Annotated in this window: 21 protein-coding genes; 12 read left to right on the forward strand and 9 right to left on the reverse strand. The window is 59.5% G+C overall.

The genetic code is table 11. From position 1 onward, the window contains the following. Positions 1 to 328 precede the first annotated feature (328 nt). Positions 329 to 2056 (forward strand): hypothetical protein, encoded by a 1728-nt coding sequence (locus tag LOY43_RS25010; protein ID WP_258708867.1) that lies wholly within the window; start codon positions 329 to 331, stop codon positions 2054 to 2056. Between the two features lie 59 nt (positions 2057 to 2115). Here LOY43_RS25010 and LOY43_RS25015 read toward each other — a convergent pair whose 3' ends face one another. The 5 genes from LOY43_RS25015 to LOY43_RS25035 all read right to left on the reverse strand — a co-directional run bounded on the left by LOY43_RS25015 (position 2116) and on the right by LOY43_RS25035 (position 4772). Then, positions 2116 to 2676 carry a hypothetical protein gene (locus LOY43_RS25015; protein ID WP_095048784.1) on the reverse strand — a complete coding sequence of 187 codons (561 nt, stop codon included), beginning with the start codon at positions 2674 to 2676 and terminating at the stop codon, positions 2116 to 2118. 71 nt (positions 2677 to 2747) lie between these two features. Beyond that, a complete protein-coding gene (locus tag LOY43_RS25020) occupies positions 2748 to 3092 on the reverse strand; it encodes a hypothetical protein (RefSeq protein WP_218251758.1) in 345 nt (114 codons plus the stop codon). Continuing rightward, complete coding sequence (locus LOY43_RS25025; RefSeq protein ID WP_095048786.1) at positions 3093 to 3683, reverse strand: LON peptidase substrate-binding domain-containing protein; 591 nt, start codon at positions 3681 to 3683, stop codon at positions 3093 to 3095. It abuts the gene before it with no gap. A 10-nt stretch (positions 3684 to 3693) separates the two neighbouring features. After that, the gene (locus tag LOY43_RS25030; protein WP_095048787.1) at positions 3694 to 4410 is read right to left on the reverse strand and encodes an LrgB family protein; all 717 of its coding nucleotides are present in this window, start codon (positions 4408 to 4410) and stop codon (positions 3694 to 3696) included. Next, positions 4410 to 4772, reverse strand: a complete 363-nt coding sequence (locus tag LOY43_RS25035) for a CidA/LrgA family protein (protein ID WP_095048788.1) — start codon at positions 4770 to 4772, stop codon at positions 4410 to 4412. The genes LOY43_RS25030 and LOY43_RS25035 overlap by 1 nt, the downstream gene beginning before the upstream one ends. 193 nt (positions 4773 to 4965) lie before the next feature. Between LOY43_RS25035 and LOY43_RS25040 the strand changes: the two genes are divergently transcribed. The 3 genes from LOY43_RS25040 (at position 4966) to LOY43_RS25050 (ending at position 7930) form a co-directional block, all read left to right on the forward strand. Then, positions 4966 to 5421 (forward strand): MaoC family dehydratase, encoded by a 456-nt coding sequence (locus tag LOY43_RS25040; RefSeq protein WP_007909575.1) that lies wholly within the window; start codon positions 4966 to 4968, stop codon positions 5419 to 5421. 112 nt (positions 5422 to 5533) lie between these two features. Beyond that, entirely contained in the window at positions 5534 to 7261 is a 1728-nt protein-coding gene (locus LOY43_RS25045) for a C13 family peptidase (RefSeq protein WP_099757277.1), read from the forward strand. A gap of 27 nt (positions 7262 to 7288) precedes the next feature. Then, positions 7289 to 7930 carry an oxidoreductase gene (locus LOY43_RS25050; protein ID WP_095048790.1) on the forward strand — a complete coding sequence of 214 codons (642 nt, stop codon included), beginning with the start codon at positions 7289 to 7291 and terminating at the stop codon, positions 7928 to 7930. A gap of 51 nt (positions 7931 to 7981) precedes the next feature. Here the strand turns inward: LOY43_RS25050 and LOY43_RS25055 are convergent, their stop codons facing one another. From LOY43_RS25055 to LOY43_RS25070, 4 genes are all read right to left on the reverse strand, one after another. Beyond that, entirely contained in the window at positions 7982 to 8266 is a 285-nt protein-coding gene (locus LOY43_RS25055) for a YceK/YidQ family lipoprotein (protein ID WP_095048791.1), read from the reverse strand. Beyond that, positions 8259 to 8906, reverse strand: coding sequence for a flavin prenyltransferase UbiX (gene ubiX / locus LOY43_RS25060; protein WP_007909567.1), 648 nt, complete (start codon positions 8904 to 8906; stop codon positions 8259 to 8261). The genes LOY43_RS25055 and ubiX overlap by 8 nt, the downstream gene beginning before the upstream one ends. After that, positions 8903 to 10252 (reverse strand): UDP-N-acetylmuramate:L-alanyl-gamma-D-glutamyl-meso-diaminopimelate ligase, encoded by a 1350-nt coding sequence (gene mpl, locus LOY43_RS25065; protein WP_007909560.1) that lies wholly within the window; start codon positions 10250 to 10252, stop codon positions 8903 to 8905. Before mpl ends, ubiX begins: the two co-directional genes overlap by 4 nt. Positions 10253 to 11033: 781 nt before the next feature. Further along, positions 11034 to 12947 (reverse strand): sigma-54-dependent Fis family transcriptional regulator, encoded by a 1914-nt coding sequence (locus LOY43_RS25070; protein ID WP_095125500.1) that lies wholly within the window; start codon positions 12945 to 12947, stop codon positions 11034 to 11036. A 391-nt stretch (positions 12948 to 13338) separates the two neighbouring features. Between LOY43_RS25070 and LOY43_RS25075 the strand changes: the two genes are divergently transcribed. The 8 genes from LOY43_RS25075 (at position 13339) to ppa (ending at position 21681) form a co-directional block, all read left to right on the forward strand. Further along, a complete protein-coding gene (locus LOY43_RS25075; RefSeq protein ID WP_095048794.1) occupies positions 13339 to 14859 on the forward strand; it encodes an aldehyde dehydrogenase family protein in 1521 nt (506 codons plus the stop codon). Between the two features lie 179 nt (positions 14860 to 15038). Then, positions 15039 to 16490: an ethanolamine permease gene (gene eat / locus LOY43_RS25080; RefSeq protein WP_095125501.1), complete on the forward strand. Its 1452-nt coding sequence runs from the start codon at positions 15039 to 15041 to the stop codon at positions 16488 to 16490. A 52-nt stretch (positions 16491 to 16542) separates the two neighbouring features. Next, positions 16543 to 17937, forward strand: coding sequence for an ethanolamine ammonia-lyase subunit EutB (locus LOY43_RS25085; RefSeq protein ID WP_038361972.1), 1395 nt, complete (start codon positions 16543 to 16545; stop codon positions 17935 to 17937). Beyond that, positions 17934 to 18767 carry an ethanolamine ammonia-lyase subunit EutC gene (gene eutC / locus LOY43_RS25090; RefSeq protein WP_371857748.1) on the forward strand — a complete coding sequence of 278 codons (834 nt, stop codon included), beginning with the start codon at positions 17934 to 17936 and terminating at the stop codon, positions 18765 to 18767. Before LOY43_RS25085 ends, eutC begins: the two co-directional genes overlap by 4 nt. Positions 18768 to 18882: 115 nt before the next feature. Beyond that, complete coding sequence (locus LOY43_RS25095) at positions 18883 to 19344, forward strand: N-acetyltransferase (protein WP_095048797.1); 462 nt, start codon at positions 18883 to 18885, stop codon at positions 19342 to 19344. A gap of 229 nt (positions 19345 to 19573) precedes the next feature. After that, positions 19574 to 20224, forward strand: coding sequence for a DedA family protein (locus LOY43_RS25100; protein WP_034153744.1), 651 nt, complete (start codon positions 19574 to 19576; stop codon positions 20222 to 20224). 4 nt (positions 20225 to 20228) lie between these two features. After that, entirely contained in the window at positions 20229 to 21041 is an 813-nt protein-coding gene (locus LOY43_RS25105; protein ID WP_095125502.1) for a zinc-dependent peptidase, read from the forward strand. A gap of 112 nt (positions 21042 to 21153) precedes the next feature. Beyond that, on the forward strand, positions 21154 to 21681 hold the full coding sequence (gene ppa / locus LOY43_RS25110; protein ID WP_008052339.1) for an inorganic diphosphatase: 528 nt from the start codon (positions 21154 to 21156) through the stop codon (positions 21679 to 21681). The last annotated feature ends 120 nt before the right edge of the window (positions 21682 to 21801 follow it).

Here is a 21801-nt window from a genome sequence, read left to right on the forward strand (position 1 = left end):
AGACGTCCACACGGGCACCCGTTCACCTCAGCCTACGGACAGGCTGACTCGCCAAAAACGGAGTTTATTCATGCGCCAAAAACCCGGGCTACGGCCTAAATCACCTTTAGTCGAAACGCCCGTCACCTCTACACTGGCCTCCGCAGATCATTCGCCGAGCAGAGCGATATTTGCAAACCCTGAAAACATTCCGGGGCCTATACCCGTCGAGGCGCCCTCCTCACCCAAACGACCTCGTCTGGAGGAACCCGGGACCTCCCAAGCAAAAACCTCCCCCATCCAAGTGAGCGTCACATCGAGATCCGCCACAGACAGACCAGACTTTTCGATGACGTCGCTGGAAGATTTCGCCCATCCGTATTTCGGCGATCTGCCAGGGCCGAATGAATCCGGCATCCGGCGTTATCTCGCCAAGGACTGGGTGGACGTGCGACTGCCAGGCTCAGAAGGCCGACACCACGTTTGTGTTCAATACGATGCCGACCTCAGGGCCTATCGGGCAATGTCCTCCTGGCGCCTGGCACCAGGCCCACCCATTTACCGGACCACGCAAGGCCATCTGTGGAGCCTGGATCGGCACCTCACCCTCCTAAACGTTGATGACTACGCGTTTTCCGCAACACCGAATGCTGACGGTTACTACACCTTTCGCGCTCTCGGTACGAGCGGCGATGACGCCATCCTCGGCTATGCCATCAAGGATCCGGAGCATCACTGGATTGCCATCGATCCTGCGCAGGCAAAACGCAACAGGATGGCCGATGCGCCACTTGCGCAATGGTCGGATCAGGACATCCAGCGCATGTACATTCTGGATGACACCGGGATTGCCGCCTTCCGCGCAGAAGCACAAGCGACCGGCAAGGCGCCGGGCTGGGCACTTCGCGCGCAGAACACCGAAGACCATCTGTTTGTCGCTGATTCTTTGAAGTGGCTGCATCCACACATGACCCTTGCCCAGCGCCTGCAATTGCAGCGCAGCTATAACCTGACCCAGGAGCAACTGTGTCGGCTGCGCACAGAGTCGGGCGACGGCCAGATACCGCAATGGGCTGAACAGCACAAACGCCTGACGCTCGATGCGACCAATGAGCAGCGCTTCAAGCTGATCGGCGAAGAGTTGGAAAACTACGTTGAGGAATTACGGAGTCAAGGGCTGGCCCTCGCCCACCATTGGCCCGCCACCCGCTACAGCGACGCCTTTTTGGCCGACTACGCGACCCACCTCGGCTACCAGCGAACCCGCCACGGCATGTTGTATCGCACCGACATTCCGGCGATGTTCCGCGGCGAAACCCGATTACCCTTCGAGTTGGCGCGGGATGATCGAATGATGCACCGTAAAGGCAATCCCAAGGGCACCACGAACAAGCGCGCATTGAGTGCAACGTTCGGACTGCATGACGCCACCGCTTACGCGGCGACCAAGGGCGGCTTCTATCACGAGTTGCATTACAACTCGCAGGCCAATCGTTTTCCCGGGGTGAATCCTCAAAGCTCGAAAACACGAACCGGCGAATCCTCCGACTCGGGCAGCAGTTCGGTGTCGGAGGGTAAACGAACCGGCGACGAGACCGACTCTGACAGCTCGTTCGTTTTCGATGATTCGAAAGATTATGTATCCACGCGCCGCCAGCAAACCACGTCATTCGTCTACGCCATTGATACCCGAGGCCTGGAAGTGGTGCCGGGGGCAGAAAACAAGGCATTCAACCCCGCTAACGGCACATTCCTCTTCGACGACCTGGAAGGGCATATCTCCACGCCCACACGCGGCATCAGTGCCGAGCGGATCTGGCTGGTGCGTTCCGACCTGACGCAAGCCGCCCGGGTCAAGGATGTGCTGACACAGGCGGGTGACCGGGTCGTGGCCATCGAGCAGGCCACCTGGGCGGGAACCGACAGTCGAGCTGCCGGGTATTTTGGCGCCAACGCCTATGACAGCCTTATCGATGAAATCGCCGGTTCTGGCGGCGTGATACTGGATCTGCCCAAAGGCGACAAGACGTTCGCCGACGACATCGTCTGGCCTGTGCCCGAGCATTACCGAAACTGAAAAAAGGCGCCATTCACCCAGACATGAATGGCGCCTTTTTATGGAGTAGCGGCTGGGCTCTATTTGATAACCTTGATCACAAATATTGCCGGTTTGTGATTGAAGGCGTTATGCCCCGTCCTGTTAGGATCGACGTCGAGGAATGTGCTCATTCCGCTGCTTATATGGCGATACAAGGGCTTGTCATCAGGTTCGTGGATCAACTCTAGATAGGCAGGACCGGACTCGATATGACTGAAGGAGGCCTTTGAAGCACCAGACTTGCTGATTGAAAAGTATTGCTCTGGCGCACGGATACTGGCCAACAGATTATGAGTCTTGTCCTCTATGAATAACCGCGCACCATCGAATGTTCCCGCGAGCACAAGGCTGATGGCATATTCGTCACCCTTTGGGACGAACTTCAACAACAGTGGTGTGTCGTCATCATGGTCAGCCAGCGTTATGAAGCTGGACACGCGCGAATCCGCCAACCCCACTTCGGCATCCAGTTTTTCTGCCTTGGTTATGCGAAGGTCACGCAAAGCCTGTTGCAAACGTAGTTGATTAAGTACCACTGGCCGGCCATCAAGATAAAGATGCGCAGTGAATGTCTGGTTGTTTGTTTTTGCTAAAGCCATGGGATTGCCCACCTGTAAACACCCCGCCGTCAATTAGCCACGACGACAGGCAATGCTGAAAAAGTAAATAATCAAACCGCAGTCGCAGTCACTACGGCGGTGGCGGACGCCGACATCCGTGGCACTTCGCCGCCAGGGACTTTTTCAGATTTTCGTTTACGCCGGGCTATTACCATCCGGTCCGCATAAGTGGATGCCGCCTCAATTACGTGGCTAACGTTATGATCCGCCCCGGCATGTTTCAAAATATACTTGCCAGCAATATCATCCCAAAACGCCCATTCATCTTCATAGACAGTCATGCTCTCATCCTTATTTTTATTCAAGTTATCCGCTTCCTGCGGACAACTTGAAATTAAGACAAAGACAAAAGCAAAACAATGCTGGCAGGCGCCATCAGTTAATTCAAAGTGCAACTAGGCGAATAATTCACCTTGTAGTTCGTCGAGCAGCGCCTGGATTGCATCCAGCCGCTGCTGGGGATCATCGAGTTGTAACAGATCGATCTTGTCTTCTTCGGCGAAGGGCAGCAGATAGGCCAACTGATTGGCCAGCGATTGCTGACCCAGCGCTTCAGTGCCCATGTCCAGCGCTTCCACCATCGGGTGCTCGGCCAGTGCCTTGAGCAACGCCACCAGATCAGCATCCTCGTCCTGTAACGGTTGCTCGGGTTCGTCATCCAGCCAGTCGACATCGGCGAGGATCAACTGATCGCGCTGCACCTCGGTACTCAACACCGTGAACCGCCGCCCGCCCTGCACACGAATGCCGAGCAAGCCGTTGTCCTGCTGCTGAAAGTCGGTGATGCGCGCTTCGCAGCCGACCCGAGCAAAACCTTCTGGCGCGACGCCGACTTCGTGGCCATCAAGGATGCACACCACACCGAAACCGCCACCCTGCTTCATGCAGCGGCCGATCATGTCGAGATAGCGCGCCTCGAAGATCTGCAAATCGAGGTTGCAGCCGGGAAACAACACGGTGTTCAGCGGGAAAAGCGGCAGACTCATAGATATTTCCTTACACCACCATCGACACCGCCAGCGGCAGGAAGACTGCCGTGGCCACGCCCATCAGACTCATCGCCAGCGCCGCAAACGCGCCGCACTCATCACTTTCCTGCAACGCCACCGACGTGCCGACCGCATGCGCGGTCATGCCCAGCGCCATGCCACGCGCCTCGGGACTGTGCACGCCGAGGCGAGTCAGTAGCGCCGGGCCGAAGATCGCACCGATCACCCCGGTGATCAACACGAATACCGCCGCCAGCGCCGCAACGCCACCAATCTGCTCAGCCACCAGCATTGCGATCGGCGAGGTCACCGACTTCGGCGCCATGGTCATCAGAATCATGTGCTCGGCACCGAACCACCAGCCCAGCGCCACCCCCATGCCGGTGGCGACTACGCCGCCTATCACCAGCGTAGTAAAAATCGGCCAGAACAATTGGCGAATACGCCGCAGGTTGAGATACAGCGGCACCGCCAGTGCCACGGTCGCAGGGCCGAGCAGAATGCTGAGGATCTCGGTGCTCTTGCGATATTCGGCATAGGTCAGGCCACAGCCGACCAGCACACCGATCACCAACAGCATGGAGACCAGCACCGGTTGCAGAAAGATCCAGCGGGTTTTCTCGAACGCCGCCAGCACCAGTTGATAGGCGCCGAGGGTGATGCCGATGCCGAACAGCGGATGATGGATAACGGAGGCCCAGGCGCCCTGCCAGTCAAAGAGCATCAGGACTCCTCCGATGTGCGGGCATGCCGTTTGACCAGGCGTTGCATCAGCACCCCGGTGAAGGCCATCGACAGGATCAACGACAGCACCAACGCACCGACAATCGCCCAGAAATCCGCAGCAATGTCGCTCGCATAAACCATCACGCCCACGGCCGGGGGCACCAGCAGCAATGGCAGATAGCGCAGCAGGCTGCCAGCCGCGAGGTTCAGCGGCTCACCCACTTCACCGCGAACGATCAGGAAGACCAGCAACAGCAGCAGACCGATGATCGGCCCCGGCAGCACTGGCAAGAGCAAATGATTGAGCGCCGTGCCGAGCAATTGGAACAGCACCAGCAGGGTCAGGCCACGTAGCAACATCCGACATCTCCGTCTTACTTTTCACCCAGCAGGGGCTCGGCATTATAAGCACGCCTGCGCTATGGATCGGCATTCGCCAAAAGCATGGTCGGTTGACCGGAGCAAATCGCCATGATGATCTACAGTGGTTCGCAGGGCGGTCAAATCCCCCACCTGAAAAACTATAAAACCGATGAACCCAAGGAGAGTCTCAATGCCCTATGTTCCCGTTGCAGAGCTCAAAGATTATGTCGGCAAGGAACTCGGACGTTCCGAATGGCTCACCATCGATCAGGAACGCATCAACCTGTTCGCCGAAGCCACCGGTGATTATCAGTTCATTCACGTCGACCCGGTCAAAGCCGCGCAAACGCCATTTGGCAGCACCATTGCCCACGGTTTCCTGTCGTTGTCGCTGATCCCGAAATTGATGGAAGACATCCTGATCCTGCCGCAAGGCGTGAAGATGGTGGTCAATTACGGCCTGGACAGCGTGCGTTTCATCCAGCCAGTGAAGGTCAATTCCAAGGTCCGCCTCAAGGTCGATCTGGGCGAAGTGACCGAGAAAAAACCGGGCCAGTGGCTGCTCAAAGCCACCGCGACACTGGAGATAGAAGGCTCGGACAAACCGGCCTATATCGCCGAGCCACTGTCGCTCTGCTTCGTCTGATGGTTCTGGATGCGAAGCAGCGCACGCTGTTTCGCGTCAACACTGTTTTTACCGGCTGCATTAGGTCACATAGCTGCGGCATACTCGGTCGCCTAATTGCCCGGATCCCGCTATGCGCTCACTCGCTCGTCTTGCACCCCTTGCCTTGACCCTGATGCTCACCGCGTGCGGCGACGGCGAATCGCTGCTGCCCCCGGATGCGCGCCTGCCCGACGGTGGACGCTATCGTGGTGAACTGGTCGATGGCTTGCTGCAAGGTCAGGGCCGCGTCGACTACCCCAACGGCAGCTGGTATGCCGGGCAGTTCGATAAGGGTCAGTGGCATGGTCAGGGCGAATGGCATGGCAGCAACGGCGAGGTCTATCGCGGACAGTTTCAGCAAGGCCTGTTCGACGGCCAAGGCAGCCTGACCACCAACGCCAGTAGTTACACCGGCGGCTTCAAACAGGGACGCCGCGAAGGCGAAGGCACCCTGAAAGAAAACGCCATGACCTACCGTGGCGAGTTCAAGGCTGACCAATACTCCGGGCTCGGCCGTCTGGAAATGGACGACGGCAGCTCCTATCAAGGCCAGTTCGCCCACGGCAAGCCCAACGGCGAAGGCCAACGCGGCGATGCCAGCGGTAACTCGTTCAGCGGGCATTTCGTCAACGGTCAGCTGGAAGGCAAAGGCACCTTCAACAGCGCGGACGGCGATATCTACGTCGGCGGCTTCAAGAACAATCAACTGCACGGCAAAGGTCGCTACGAAAACGCCGACGGCGATGTCTGGCTCGGCCAGTTCAAGGAAGGCGCGCTGACCGGCAAGGGCGAACTGATCGGCGCCGACGGTAGCCATTACATCGGCACGTTCAGCGACTGGCGCTTCAGCGGTCAGGGCCGTTTGAACCTGTCCGATGGCAGCTTTTACATCGGCGGCTTCGACAACGACAGCTACTCCGGACGCGGCACCCTGGTGCTCACCGATGGCAGCGTGATGAGCGGCACCTGGGTCAATGGGCAGCGCGTGCGCGACGCCGACGGCAAGTTATTGCCCGATACGCTCGAACTCGGCTTGCTCGCTCAGGGCCGCCTGCTTGATGACGCGTTGGCCGCCATTCCCGCGTCGACCCCGGCGGTCGAGTTGTACACGTTGACCCTCGGCGGTGACGGCAAACAAAGCGTGTTCCTGCGCGAATCCGACTACGTCGCTAACATGCTCAACACGCGCTTTGGCGCTTATGGCCAGGTCCGCCTGGTCAACCACCGTGACCACCTCGGCGACCGGCCGATGGCCACCCGCGAGAACCTGCGTCGTGCCGCGCAAACGCTGGCCGAACGCAGCGGCCCGGAAGACCTGCTGTTCATCTACCTGACCAGTCACGGCACCGCCGAACATGAGCTGGTGCTCGACCAGCCGCGCATGGAACTGGCCGACCTGCCCGCAGATGAACTCGCCGCTGTACTGGCGCCGCTGAAAAATCGCGACAAGATCATCGTGATTTCGTCGTGCTACTCCGGCGGCTTTATCCCGGCGCTGAAAGACGAACGCACGCTGATCATGACCGCCTCGCGCGCGGATCGGGTGTCCTTCGGCTGCTCGGAAGAAGCCAACTTCACCTACTTCGGCGATGCACTGTTCGCCCAGGCGCTGAACCAGACCGATGATCTGGAGCAAGCCTTCAAACTGGCCAAGGCCACCGTCGCCGAGCGTGAACTGGCGGATAATTTCGAAGCGTCGGAGCCGCAGATCTGGGCGCCGAAAACCGTGCTGTCGCACTGGCAACTGCTGCGCAAACAGCAAGCCAGAAAAGCATTGCAGAGTGCTGCATTGAACGACGGAGCGACAAAGAGCAACTAAGCTGAACAGTATCAAGGGAGAGACACTATGTACTTGACGCCTCAGCACGTATTGCTTGCCGGAGCCACCGGTTTGACCGGTGAACACCTACTCGACCGTTTGCTCAACGAGCCGACGATTTCACGCGTGCTCGCCCCTTCCCGTCGCCCCTTGGCTGAACATCCGCACCTGGAAAACCCCGTGGGTGATCCACAGGCATTTCTGCCGCAGCTCAGTGGCCGTGTGGATATCGCCTATTGCTGCCTCGGCACCACCATCAAACAAGCAGGCTCGGAAGCGGCGTTTCGCGCGGTGGATCTAGACATGGTGGTGGCGTTCGCCAAACGCGCGCGGGAGATGGGCGCGCGGCATCTGATTGTGATCAGTGCGATAGGCGCCGATCCGAAGTCGTCGGTTTTCTACAATCGGGTCAAAGGCGAAATGGAGCAGGCCTTGCGTGCGCAGGACTGGCCGCAATTGACCATTTGCCGGCCTTCACTGTTGCTGGGTGAACGGACCGAACCACGTCTGGCCGAGCAACTGGCCGCGCCGTTGTCAAAGCTGATTCCGGGTAAATACCGGGGCATCGAAGCGTGCCAATTGGCGCGAGCGATGTGGCGGTTGGCGCTGGAAGAGCAGGATGGGGTGCGGGTGATCGAGTCGGATGAGCTGCGCAAGCTGGGCAAATAATCTTCCGCCGCATGATCGTTCCCACGCTCTGCGTGGGAACGATCTGTCTAACTACAATCCGCCCGTTGCCTGAAAACTCACGCCTATCACCGTGAGCAGTGACAACGGCAACAACAGCGTATCAAGCAGCGCACTCGCCGGCAGATCCACCCCCGGATAACTCGGCGCCTCAGCCCCGAACCGATCCATCGCGCAACACCCGCCATTCAATGCATACAAGTCCAGCCGCGTCCCGGAGTACACCACCGGCGCCCCCGGTTTCGCTGCATCCAGCGTGCGCGCCGTCGCACACCCGGTCAGCAACAACACCAGGCCGATCGCGAGCAGCTTATTCATCGCTGCTCAGATGATGCTCACCCCAACGTGGCAGCATGTCCTGGGGAATGCCGAGCAGATTGAGAATCCGCGCCACAACGAAATCGATCAGGTCATCAATGGTCTGCGGCTGATGATAGAAACCCGGTGAGGCCGGCAGAATTGTCACACCCATGTTCGACAGCTTGAGCATGTGCTCCAGATGAATACTCGAATAGGGCGCTTCGCGCGGCACCAGAATCAATTGGCGACGCTCTTTCAAAGTGACGTCGGCGGCGCGTTCGATCAGGTTGTTGCAGGCGCCGGTGGCAATTGCCGACAACGTCCCGGTGGAACATGGCACCACAACCATCGCTGCCGGTGCGCCGGAGCCCGAAGCTACCGGCGACATCCAGTCTTCCTTGCCGTACACGCGGATCTGCCCGGCGGCAGCCCCGGTGTATTCGGTCAGGAAGGCCTGCATCATCTGCGGCTTGGGCGGCAACGTCACATCGGTCTCGGTGGCCATCACCAGTTGCGCAGCCTTGGAGATCAGGAAATGCACCTCACGATCTTCCCGCACCAGGCAATCGAGCAGGCGCAAGCCGTATTGCGCGCCAGACGCGCCGGTCATCGCCAGCGTGATGCGTTCGGGGCCATTGCTCTCAAAACGAGTGTTCATTGCAGCGCCTCGGCGAGTTTGCCGTGCAGGCCGCCGAAGCCGCCGTTACTCATGATCACCACATGCGTGCCCGGCTGCGCCTGGCTCTTCACGCGCTCGATGATGCCTTCCAGCGAATCGCTGACAATCGATGGCACCGTGCACAACGCGGCAGTGCCGGCCAGGTCCCAGCCGAGGTTAGCCGGGGCGTACCAGATCACCTGATCGGCATCGACCACGCTGTCCGGCAAACCGTCACGGTGCGCGCCGAGTTTCATCGAGTTGGAGCGCGGTTCGATGATCGCGATAAGAGGCGCGTCGCCGATGCGCTTGCGCAAGCCATCGAGGGTGGTGGCAATGGCAGTCGGGTGGTGGGCGAAGTCGTCATAGATGGTAATGCCGCGTACTTCAGCAACTTTCTCCATGCGGCGTTTGACGTTCTTGAACGCACTCAGGCCAGCGATGCCCATCGACGGCACCACGCCCACATGACGCGCAGCCGCCAAAGCAGCCAAGGCGTTGGCGACGTTGTGCTGACCGGTCAGCTCCCATTCGACGGTGCCTTGCGACACGCCTTCGAACATCACTTCGAACGCCGAGCCGTCTTCGCTCAGCAGTTTGACCTGCCATTGGCCGCCGGCACCGGTGGTCTGCACCGGGGTCCAGCAGCCCATTTCGATCACACGTTGCAAGGCTGGCTCGGTGGTCGGATGGATGACCAGACCTTCGCTTGGGATGGTCCGCACCAAGTGGTGGAATTGCCGCTCGATCGCCGGCAGATCCGGGAAGATGTCAGCGTGATCGAACTCAAGGTTATTGAGGATCGCTGTGCGCGGACGGTAGTGAACGAATTTCGAGCGCTTGTCGAAGAAGGCGCTGTCGTACTCGTCGGCCTCGATCACGAAAAACGGCGTACCGCCTAAACGCGCCGACACCGAGAAGTTCTGCGGCACGCCACCGATCAGGAAGCCCGGGCTCATGCCGGCGTGTTCCAGGACCCAGGCGAGCATGCTGCTGGTGGTGGTCTTGCCATGCGTACCGGCAACCGCCAATACCCAGCGACCTTGCAGCACATGGTCAGCCAGCCATTGCGGGCCGGACACGTAAGGCAGGCCTTTATTCAGCACATATTCCACCGCCGGGTTGCCGCGGGACATGGCGTTGCCGATCACCACCAGATCCGGTGCCGGATCAAGTTGCGCCGGGTCGTAGCCCTGCGTCAGTTGAATGCCCTGGGCTTCCAGCTGTGTGCTCATCGGTGGATAGACGTTGGCGTCGGAACCGGTCACGTGGTGGCCCAGCTCTTTGGCCAAGACTGCCATTGAGCCCATGAAAGTCCCGCAGATACCCAGAATATGAATGTGCATAGTCGACCTCGTAAAACATGGCCGCAGGTTAGCGTAGGGAGGGGGAAATCGCACTCTTTAGGTGAGGGGCAGGACTGGTTGACCTCAGCATCTCGGTTCGGCTGCTAATTGTCGCCCCTCACCCCAGCCCTCTCCCGAGGGAGAGGGAGCCGATCTCGGTCGCTTTCAAATCCTGAGTTCGGCTCAATATTTCAGGTCGGTGTAAATCGCCAGAACACCTCGATCAGTCCCCTTTCCCCTAAGGAGAGGGAGCCGATCTTGGTTGCCTGCAAATCCTGAGTTCGGCTCAATATTTCAGGTCGGTGTAAATCGCCAGAACGACTCAGTCAGTCCCCTCTCCCTCTGGGACAGGGAGCCGACCTCGGTTGCTTTCAAATCCTGAGTCCGGCTCGATATTTCAGGTCGGCTTAAATCGCCAGAACGACTCAGTCAGTCCCCTCTCCCTCTGGGACAGGGAGCCGACCTCGGTTGCTTTCAAATCCTGAGTCCGGCTCGATATTTCAGGTCGGCTTAAATCGCCAGAACGACTCAGTCAGTCCCCTCTCCCTCTGGGACAGGGAGCCGACCTCGGTTGCTTTCAAATCCTGAGTCCGGCTCGATATTTCAGGTCGGCTTAAATCGCCAGAACGACTCAGTCAGTCCCCTCTCCCTCTGGGACAGGGAGCCGACCTCGGTTGCTTTCAAATCCTGAGTCCGGCTCAATATTTCAGGTCGGCGTAGATCAGTAGACCGACTCGGTCAGTCCCCTCTCCCTCCGGGAGAGGGCTAGGGTGAGGGCCTTCTAACTGACTCGCCGCTCAATCCCATGCTTACGCAGCTTCCTGTAAAGAGTGTTGCGGCTGACACCCAGTTGCTGCGCCGTTTGGGTCATGTGCCAGCGGGTTTGCTCCAGCGTATTGAGCAGAGCCAACCGTTCGGCGTCTTCCAGCGGATGATCGGACTCCTTAACCGCTAATACTGCCGGACTCCCCTGCCGAATCATCACCGGCAAATCCTCAACCCCGACCCGCCCTTCATCACACAACGCCGCCAACGTGCGCAGCACATTGCGCAACTGCCGCACATTGCCCGGCCAATTAAATGCAAGCAAAGCCTGACGCGCCGGTTCCTCGATGACTATCGTTTCACCGCCCGCCTCCTCGGCCAGCAGAAAATCCAGCAACTGCGATTTATCACTGCGCTCGCGCAAAGCCGGCAACGCCACTTCCAGGCCGTTGAGTCGATAATACAAATCCTCGCGGAAGCTGCCGTCCGCAACCCGATCCAGCAGATTGCGGTGGGTAGCGCTGATGATACGCACGTTGACCGCTTCCGGCTCGCCGCCAATCGGCACCACCTGCCGATCCTCCAGCACCCGCAACAACCGAGTCTGCAAGGCCAGTGGCATATCGCCGATTTCATCGAGGAATAACGTGCCGCCATCGGCCTGCTGCAACTTGCCACGCATACCGTCCTTGCGCGCACCGGTGAAGCTGCCGCCGCGATAGCCGAACAGTTCGCTCTCGATCAGGCTCTCGGGGATGGCCGCACAATTAAGGGCAACGAAAGCTTTGCTCGAGCGTTGACTGGCCTGATGCACGGCCTTGGCGAAGGCTTCTTTGCCGGAGCCGGTTTCGCCGTTGATCAAAAGAGGTACGTCGCGCTCGAAGACGCGCAAGGCTTTTCGGAAGTCAGCCTGCAACGCTTCATCACCGAGACAGATACCCGACAGACGCGGGGCCTCGGCCACAACCGTGGACGGCACGATCGGCAAGGGCTTGCGCGATTCGCCGCGCAGTACGGCAAACAGATGTCGGCCGTCACGAGTGCGCAGAGGCCAACTGGCGCTGGCATGGGCACTCGCGCGGCCAAGCAACTCATTCAGTGAACAATCGAAAAACGCCTCGACCGGTTTACCCAGCAAGCCGCCGCGAATATGCCCGAGCAAGTTCAACGCGCTCTGGTTGACTGCACTGATCCGCCCTTCGCCGTCAAACGCCAACAAGCCTTCGCTGAACAGCCCGACCGATTCGGCCTGCAAATGAAAACGCAACAACCATTGGTTATCGAAACAGCGCAGGAAGTAGCAACTCTCGATCATCTTCGCCGACAGATTGACCAGCGCCATGGTGTGGAACTGGCTTTGCCGCGAGACATCGTGGCGCGCCGAAGACACGTCGAGCACCGCGAGCAGTTCTCCATGCGGGTCGAACACCGGGCTCGCCGAACAGGTCAGGCCGGTGTGACGGCCGCGAAAGTGTTCGTCCTGATGGATGGTCAGGGCCTGACGCTCGACCAGGCAGGTGCCGATGCCGTTGGTGCCTTCGCAGGCTTCACTCCAGTCGGCGCCCAGCCAGAGGCCGGCACGCTCGAAAATTTTACGTTCGGCCGGCGCGGTGACGCAGTTGAGGATCACCCCGCGCGCGTCGGTCAGCAGCACCGCATGGCCAGCGCCGGAGAGTTGTTGATGCAGGCTGCTCATTTCATTGCCGGCGATCTGCAGCACTTGTTGCAGGCGTTCGCGGCTTTCCAGTACGCGCCCGTGTTCAAGCACGGTCGGCGCCATGCTCAGCGCCGGGTCGAGGTGATAGTCCTCAAGACAGCGCAGCCATGAACGGGCAATCGACGGATCGGCACCGGGCCCGTGCAGGTGCGGTTTGCCCTGGGTAACGGTGAGAACCTGTTGGGCATGGCGACTCAAATGATTGTCGTGCATTTCTTATTGTTCTCCCCGAAAGGTCGACGCAAACCTCGTGTAGGAGCTGCCGGAGGCTGCGATCTTTTGATCTTGCCTTTTGAAGATCAAGATCAAAAGATCGCAGCCTCCGGCAGCTCCTACAGGGTTGCTGTTGGCTGAGGATCCTCCAGGTAAATGTGTATTGCAATGCTGGCAAGACTGCCCAGTCACTGGCTGTGCCAAAAGCGATACAAACTGTCACCCCATCTGTACCGAAACCGTCACAGGCGCCATCCACCCGTCCGACAAAAACCGGCCAAGCCCTTGATTTACCGGCCCTGCACGGCGGTGGCCCGACCTTTGCTCTACGCTTATAGCAAGCGCACTTGCGCGTTTCTCTAATAAGTACAAAGCCAAGGAGAACATCATCATGCGTTACGCTCACCCCGGTACTGAAGGCGCCAAGGTCTCGTTCAAGAGCAAGTACGGTAACTACATCGGCGGCGAGTTCGTCGCGCCTGTCAAAGGTCAGTACTTCACCAACACTTCGCCAGTGAATGGCCAACCGATTGCCGAATTCCCGCGCTCCACTGCCGAAGACATCGACAAGGCACTGGACGCCGCCCACGCCGCTGCCGACGCGTGGGGCGCGACCTCCGTGCAGGCGCGCTCGCTGATCCTGCTGAAAATCGCCGACCGCATCGAACAGAACCTCGAACTGCTGGCGATCACCGAAACCTGGGACAACGGCAAAGCCATCCGCGAAACCCTCAACGCCGACATCCCGCTGGCCGCCGATCATTTCCGCTACTTCGCCGGTTGCCTGCGGGCCCAGGAAGGCAGCGCTGCCGAAATTGACGGCAACACTGTGGCTTATCACATTCATGAACCGCTGGGCGTGGTCGGCCAGATCATCCCGTGGAACTTCCCGCTGCTGATGGCCGCGTGGAAACTCGCCCCGGCGCTGGCCGCTGGTAACTGCGTCGTCCTGAAACCGGCCGAGCAAACCCCGCTGGGCATCTGTGTACTAATGGAGTTGATCGGCGATCTGTTACCGCCGGGCGTGCTCAACGTGGTGCAAGGGTTCGGCAAAGAGGCCGGCGAAGCCCTGGCCACCAGCAAACGCATCGCCAAGATCGCGTTCACCGGCTCGACCCCGGTCGGTTCGCACATCATGAAGTGCGCTGCCGAGAACATCATTCCGTCCACCGTGGAACTGGGCGGCAAATCGCCGAACATCTTCTTCGAAGACATCATGCAGGCCGAACCGAGCTTCATCGAAAAAGCCGCTGAAGGTCTGGTGCTGGCGTTCTTCAACCAAGGCGAAGTGTGCACCTGCCCGTCGCGCGCACTCGTGCAAGAGTCGATCTACGACGAATTCATGCAAGCGGTGATGAAGAAAGTCAGCCAGATCAAACGTGGCGATCCGCTGGACACCGACACCATGGTCGGCGCGCAGGCGTCCGAGCAGCAATTCGACAAGATCCTCTCGTACCTGGAAATCGCCAAGGGCGAAGGTGCCGAGTTGCTGACCGGCGGCAAGGTGGAAAAACTCGAGGGCAGTCTCGCGACCGGCTATTACATCCAACCGACCCTGCTCAAGGGCACCAACAAAATGCGCGTGTTCCAGGAAGAAATCTTCGGCCCGGTGGTGAGCATCACCACCTTCAAGGACGAAGCCGAAGCCCTGGCCATCGCCAATGACACCGAGTTCGGCCTCGGCGCCGGGCTGTGGACCCGCGACATCAACCGCGCCTACCGTATGGGCCGCGCGATCAAGGCCGGTCGCGTATGGACCAACTGCTACCACCTGTACCCGGCGCATGCCGCGTTCGGCGGGTACAAGAAGTCCGGCGTCGGCCGTGAAACCCACAAGATGATGCTCGATCACTATCAGCAGACCAAAAACCTGCTGGTGAGCTACGACATCAATCCGTTGGGCTTCTTCTAAACCTGCAGCACTGATCGTTCCCACGCTCTGCGTGGGAATGCCGCCCGGGACGCTCCGCGTCCCACCAAAGCCGAACGCAGAGCGTCCGTTGAGGCATCCCCACGCAGAGCGTGGGGACGATCATGCTACCCACCGGCAAAAAAAGCCGGGCCAATAAAACAATAAGAACGGTGAAACCTATGCCTAGCGAATCCCCGGCTGGCGCTCCGGCGACCGGCACCTCTGTCGACTATGAAAAAGTCGGATCGGATTACTTTCAACAACGCGAACTGAAAAAAGGTGCCGCCGGCTGGGTACTGCTAGTGGGTCTGGGCGTTGCCTACGTGATTTCCGGTGACTATGCCGGCTGGAACTTCGGCCTCGCTCAGGGTGGCTGGGGCGGCATGTTCCTGGCGACGCTGCTGATGGCCACCATGTACCTGTGCATGTGCTTTTCTCTGGCCGAGTTGTCTTCGATGATCCCCACCGCCGGCGGTGGCTACGGTTTTGCCCGCAGTGCATTCGGGCCGTGGGGCGGGTTTCTCACCGGCACCGCAATTCTCATCGAATACGCCATTGCCCCTGCGGCTATCGCGGTGTTCATCGGAGCCTACTGCGAATCGCTGTTCGGCATCGGCGGCTGGATGATCTATCTGGCCTTCTACATCATTTTCATTGCCATCCACATATTCGGGGTCGGCGAAGCGCTCAAGCTGATGTTTGTCATCACCGCCGTCGCCGCGTTGGCACTGGGGGTGTTTCTGGTGGCCATGGTGCCGCACTTCGACGTCGCCAACCTGCTCGACATTCCTGTGACTGCCGCCGCGGGTGCCAGTCCGTTTCTGCCATTCGGCTATGTCGGCGTCTGGGCGGCGATTCCCTATGCGATCTGGTTCTTCCTTGCCGTTGAAGGCGTGCCGCTGGCTGCCGAGGAAACCAAGAACCCCAAACGTGATCTGCCGCGCGGCTTGATCGGCGCCATGTTGGTGCTGCTCATGTTTGCCCTGTTGATTCTGATCGTTGGCCCCGGCGGTGCGGGCGCCAACTCGCTGCTGACCTCCGGTAACCCGTTGGTCGAAGCGTTGAGCAAAGCCTATGGCGGCTCGACCTGGATGGGCAGTTTCGTCAACCTCGTGGGGCTGGCCGGACTGATCGCGAGTTTCTTCTCGATCATCTACGCGTACTCGCGGCAAATTTTCGCGCTGTCCCGGGCCGGCTACCTGCCACGCAAACTGTCCGAAACCAATAAAAGCAAGGCACCGGTCCTGGCGCTGGTGATTCCCGGCATCATCGGTTTCGGCCTGTCGCTGACCGGCCAGGGCGATCTGCTGATTCTGGTGGCGGTGTTCGGCGCAACCATTTCCTATGTGCTGATGATGGCCGCGCACATCACCTTGCGGATTCGCCGCCCCAAAATGGATCGGCCGTACCGCACACCGGGCGGCATCTTCACCTCCGGCGTGGCCTTGGTGCTGGCGTGCATCGCCGTGGTCGCGGGTTTCCTGGTCGATCCACGGGTGGTAATCGGTGCCGCCGTCATCTATGGAGTGTTAATTGCTTACTTTGCGTTCTACAGTCGACATCACTTGGTAGCAGGCACGCCGGAAGAAGAATTCGCGGCGATCCAGAAGGCTGAGCAAGCCTTGCACTGAGTGCCGACAATCCCGGCGCAGGCTCGGTCTGCGCCGTCACGGAGAATTGTGTATGGCCAGTTTCGCTCACACGGTCGGCGCCCAGACCTACCGCTTCGACAGCCTCAAGGACGTCATGGCCAAGGCCAGCCCGGCGCGTTCCGGGGACTTTCTTGCCGGCGTCGCCGCGCTCAACGACGGCGAGCGCGTGGCCGCGCAAATGGCCCTGGCCGACATCCCGCTCACGCACTTCCTGCAAGAGGCGCTGATTCCATACGAGTCCGATGAGGTCACCCGCCTGATCATCGACACCCACGACAAGCAGGCCTTCGCGGTGGTCAGCCACCTTACCGTCGGTGGTTTCCGCGACTGGCTGCTCAGCGACGCCGCCGACGAAACCAGTCTGCGCAACCTCGCCCCCGGCCTGACCCCGGAAATGGTCGCCGCCGTGTCGAAGATCATGCGCGTGCAGGATCTGGTGCTGGTGGCGCAAAAGATTCGCGTGGTGACGAAGTTTCGCGGCACCCTCGGCCTGCGCGGACGTTTGTCGACGCGCCTGCAACCCAATCATCCGACCGACGAACCGTCCGGCATCGCCGCGAGCATTCTCGACGGTCTGCTCTACGGCAACGGCGACGCGATGATCGGCATCAACCCGGCCACCGACAGCATCGCCTCGATCTGCGCCATGCTGGAAATGCTCGACGCGATCATCCAGCGCTACGACATCCCGACCCAGGCCTGCGTGCTGACCCACGTCACCACCTCGATCGAAGCGATCAATCGCGGCGTGCCGCTGGATCTGGTATTCCAGTCAATCGCCGGCACCGAAGCGGCCAACGCCAGTTTCGGCATCAACCTGAACGTGTTGCAGGAAGGCTACGACGCCGGCCTGAGCCTGAATCGCGGCACTCTCGGGCAGAACCTGATGTATTTCGAGACGGGTCAGGGCAGCGCGCTGTCGGCCAACGCTCACCACGGCGTCGACCAACAGACCTGCGAGACCCGAGCCTACGCGGTGGCGCGACATTTCAAGCCGTTCCTGGTAAACACGGTCGTAGGATTTATCGGCCCGGAGTACTTGTACAACGGCAAACAGATCATCCGCGCCGGCCTCGAAGATCACTTCTGCGGCAAGCTGCTCGGCGTGCCGATGGGTTGCGATATCTGCTACACCAACCACGCTGAAGCCGATCAGGACGACATGGACACCTTGCTGACTTTGCTCGGTGTCGCCGGGATCAACTTCATCATGGGCATCCCCGGCTCCGACGACATCATGCTCAACTACCAGACCACTTCGTTCCATGACGCGCTCTACGCCCGGCAGACTCTGGGCCTGAAACCGGCGCCCGAGTTCGAACAGTGGCTGGCGAACATGGGCATCTTCACTCAAGCGGACGGCAAGGTTCGCTTCGGTAACAACTTGCCGCCGGCCTTCCGCCAGGCGCTCGCGCAACTGGGATGAGTCGTATGGAAAAACCGCCCGTGGACCCGCAAAACCCTTGGCTGGAACTGCGCCGCCTGACCCCGGCACGGATCGCCCTTGGCCGCACTGGCACCAGTCTGCCGACCAACGCGCAACTGGATTTTCAGTTTGCCCATGCCCAGGCACGTGATGCCGTGCATCTGCCATTTGATCATGCCGGACTCAGTGCGCAATTGACTGAACGCGGACGCGAAAGCCTGCTGCTGCACAGCGCCGCTACGGATCGAAACAGTTATCTGCAACGCCCGGATCTGGGGCGCAAGCTCAGCGATGAATCGGCGCAGGCCTTGCGTGAATACGCTGCGGCGCATCCGGGTGGTGTCGATCTGGCGATTGTCGTGGCCGACGGCCTGTCGGCACTGGCGGTTCATCGGCATACCTTGCCGTTTCTGACCCGACTGGAGGAGCAAATGAGCGCTGACGGCTGGTCGATGGCGCCCGTTATCCTGATGGAACAGGGTCGCGTTGCCGTCGGTGATGAAATCGGCCAATTGCTCGGTGCAAAAATGCTGGTGATGCTGATTGGCGAACGCCCGGGCCTCAGCTCACCGGACAGTCTCGGTTTATATTTCACCTACAATCCAAAAATCGGCCTGACCGACGCCTACCGCAACTGCATCTCCAATGTGCGGCTCGAAGGTTTGAGCTACGGCATGGCGGCGCACCGCTTGCTCTATCTGATGCGCGAAGCCTGTCGGCGGCAGTTGTCGGGGGTCAACCTGAAGGACGAAGCACAGGTTCAGACGCTGGAATCGGATGCCGGTGTAGACATGAAAGGTAATTTCCTACTGGATCCGCCCACAACCTGAACCGTTTCCGCATTGCGTTTCTGCGCCGGTTTAAGGCAGGATCGATGCACGGCCGCACGGGTTTCCCATCGCCGTCAGAGCAGTTGAAGACAGCCACTTGAAGACGAGACCTATCATGCGGATTATTCAAGCGACCCTCGAACATCTGGATTTGTTGACCCCATTGTTCGTCAAATATCGCGAGTTCTACGGTTCCCTGCCTTACCCGGATTCCTCCCGTGCGTTCCTTGAAAAGCGTCTGCGCCGCAAGGAATCGGTGATCTACCTGGCACTGGCCGACGATGACGACAAGAAACTGATGGGTTTCTGTCAGCTCTATCCAAGCTTCTCCTCGCTGTCGCTCAAACGCGTGTGGATCCTCAACGACATATATGTCGCTGAAGACGCGCGCCGGCAACTGGTCGCTGACAACCTGATCCGCACTGCGAAGAAAATGGCCAAGGAAACCCAGGCCGTGCGCATGCGCGTTTCCACCAGCAGCAACAATGACGTCGCGCAGAAAACCTACGAATCCATCGGGTTCAAGGAAGACACCGAGTTCAAAAACTATGTGTTGCCGATCAGCGAAGAACTCTGATCGCGCATGCAACGTGTGATGAGGGAGCCTGCTCCCTCAGCCACGCCGAATGCAGCCTGACAATTGTTCACACCCCGACATCCCCCGCTACAAAACCAACGCGCTTTTCATCCTTCAGACCGTATAATCCCGATCTTTCCGGCTTGTAAGAAAAACTACACCCCGCTGTAGGCTTACACGAAGTCATCCGCACAGGCCTGCCGAGTCGGGCCGCCATACAGGTGCCCCCATGGATTTCAACCCGCTCGACCTTATCCTGCATCTCGACGTCTATCTCGATTTGCTGGTGAACAACTATGGGCCATGGATCTACGCCATCCTGTTTCTGGTGATTTTCTGTGAAACCGGCCTAGTGGTGATGCCTTTCCTGCCGGGTGACTCGTTGCTGTTCATTGCCGGCGCCGTTGCCGCTGGCGGTGGTATGGATCCGGTGCTGCTGGGCGGTCTGCTGATGCTCGCGGCCATACTCGGTGACAGCACCAATTATGTGATCGGACGAACGGCCGGCGAGAAGCTGTTCAGCAACCCGAACTCGAAAATCTTCCGTCGCGATTACCTGCAGAAAACCCACGACTTCTACGACAAGCACGGTGGCAAGACCGTAACCCTGGCGCGCTTCCTGCCGATCATCCGTACCTTTGCCCCGTTCGTCGCCGGTGTGGCGAAGATGCCGTACGCACGTTTCTTCGGTTTCAGCGTACTGGGCACCATCCTCTGGGTCGGCGGTCTGGTCACGCTGGGCTATTTCTTCGGCAACGTACCGTTCATCAAGAAAAACCTGTCGTTGCTGGTGGTGGCGATCATTCTGCTGTCGCTGGTGCCGATGATTCTCGGCGTGGTTCGCAGCCGTTTCGGCGGCACCAAAGCCCAATCGCACTAAGCCGATGTGGTCGCTGAGCGCCTGGCGTCGCCGGCGCACTCTGGCAAAGCACCCGATTGCCGACGACATGTGGCAACGGGTGCGCCATCACCTGAGCTTCCTTGACGGCATCAGCGCAGCCGAAGACCAGTGGCTGCGCGAAGCCTGCGTGCTATTCCTCGAAGACAAACACCTGAGCGCCCTGCCCGGCGTCGAACTGCATCAGGAACAACGCCTGTTGCTCGCCGCCCAGGCGCAGCTGCCGCTGCTCAATCTCGGCGATCTGAACTGGTATCAGGGTTTTCATGAAATCGTCCTCTACCCGGACGATTTCCTCAGCCCGCAACGTCATCGTGACGCCAGCGGTGTCGAGCATGAGTGGGACGGCGAGCACAGCGGCGAAGCCTGGCAGCAAGGGCCGATCATCCTTGCCTGGCCGGGTGTGATGGCCAGTGGTGGCTGGGAAGGCTACAACCTGGTGATCCACGAACTGGCGCACAAACTCGACATGCTCAACGGCGACGCCAATGGTCTGCCGCCGCTGCATGCCGACATGCGTGTCAGCGACTGGGCCGACGTCATGCAAAAGGCTTACGACGACCTCAACCGTCAGCTCGACCATGACCCGGACGCCGAAACCGCCATTGATCCCTACGCCGCCGAAAACCCCGCCGAGTTCTTTGCGGTCACCAGCGAGTACTTCTTCAGCGCCCCGGATCTGCTGCACGAGGCTTATCCACAGGTCTATGCGCAGTTGCAGCTTTTCTACCGGCAGGACCCGTTGAGCCGGTTGCGGCAACTTCAGGCCACAGACCCGGTCTATCAGGCGCACGACTAAGCTCTGCACGACTTTCGGTACATGGCGTCGACGGCAGAATATGCCTATAATCGCCGCCACTTTTTGGTCAATCCGGCCAAGTGTTTTTGGTCAACTACGGGGGCAACGCCCAATGAGCTACAGCAAGATTCCGGCTGGCAAAGACCTGCCGAACGACATCTACGTCGCGATCGAGATCCCGGCCAACCACGCGCCGATCAAATACGAAATCGACAAAGACAGCGATTGCCTGTTCGTTGACCGTTTCATGGCCACCCCAATGTTCTATCCGGCCAACTACGGTTACATCCCGAACACCTTGGCTGACGACGGTGATCCCCTCGACGTGCTGGTTGTGACCCCTTACCCGGTTGCGCCAGGCTCGGTAATCCGCGCCCGTCCAGTCGGCATCCTGAACATGACCGACGACGGCGGCGGCGATGCCAAAGTCATCGCAGTGCCACACGACAAGCTGTCCCAGCTGTACGTCGATGTGAAGGAATACACCGACCTGCCGCCACTGCTGATCCAGCAGATCGAGCACTTCTTCGCGAACTACAAAGATCTCGAGAAAGGCAAATGGGTCAAGATCGAAGGCTGGGCCGGTGCAGACGCCGCCCGCGACGCGATCACCAAGTCGGTTGCCGCCTACAAGGGCTAAGCACCTGCGCTACGCGTGAGGCTTGAAGAAAACCCCGGTTGATCCGGGGTTTTTTGTGCCTGGTAATAGCTGCCTTAAACAGAGCGTTTATAACGGACTACAGAAAAGTTTTAGCCTGTG

This window comes from Pseudomonas sp. B21-041 (genome assembly GCF_024748675.1).
GTDB lineage: Bacteria > Pseudomonadota > Gammaproteobacteria > Pseudomonadales > Pseudomonadaceae > Aquipseudomonas > Aquipseudomonas neuropathica.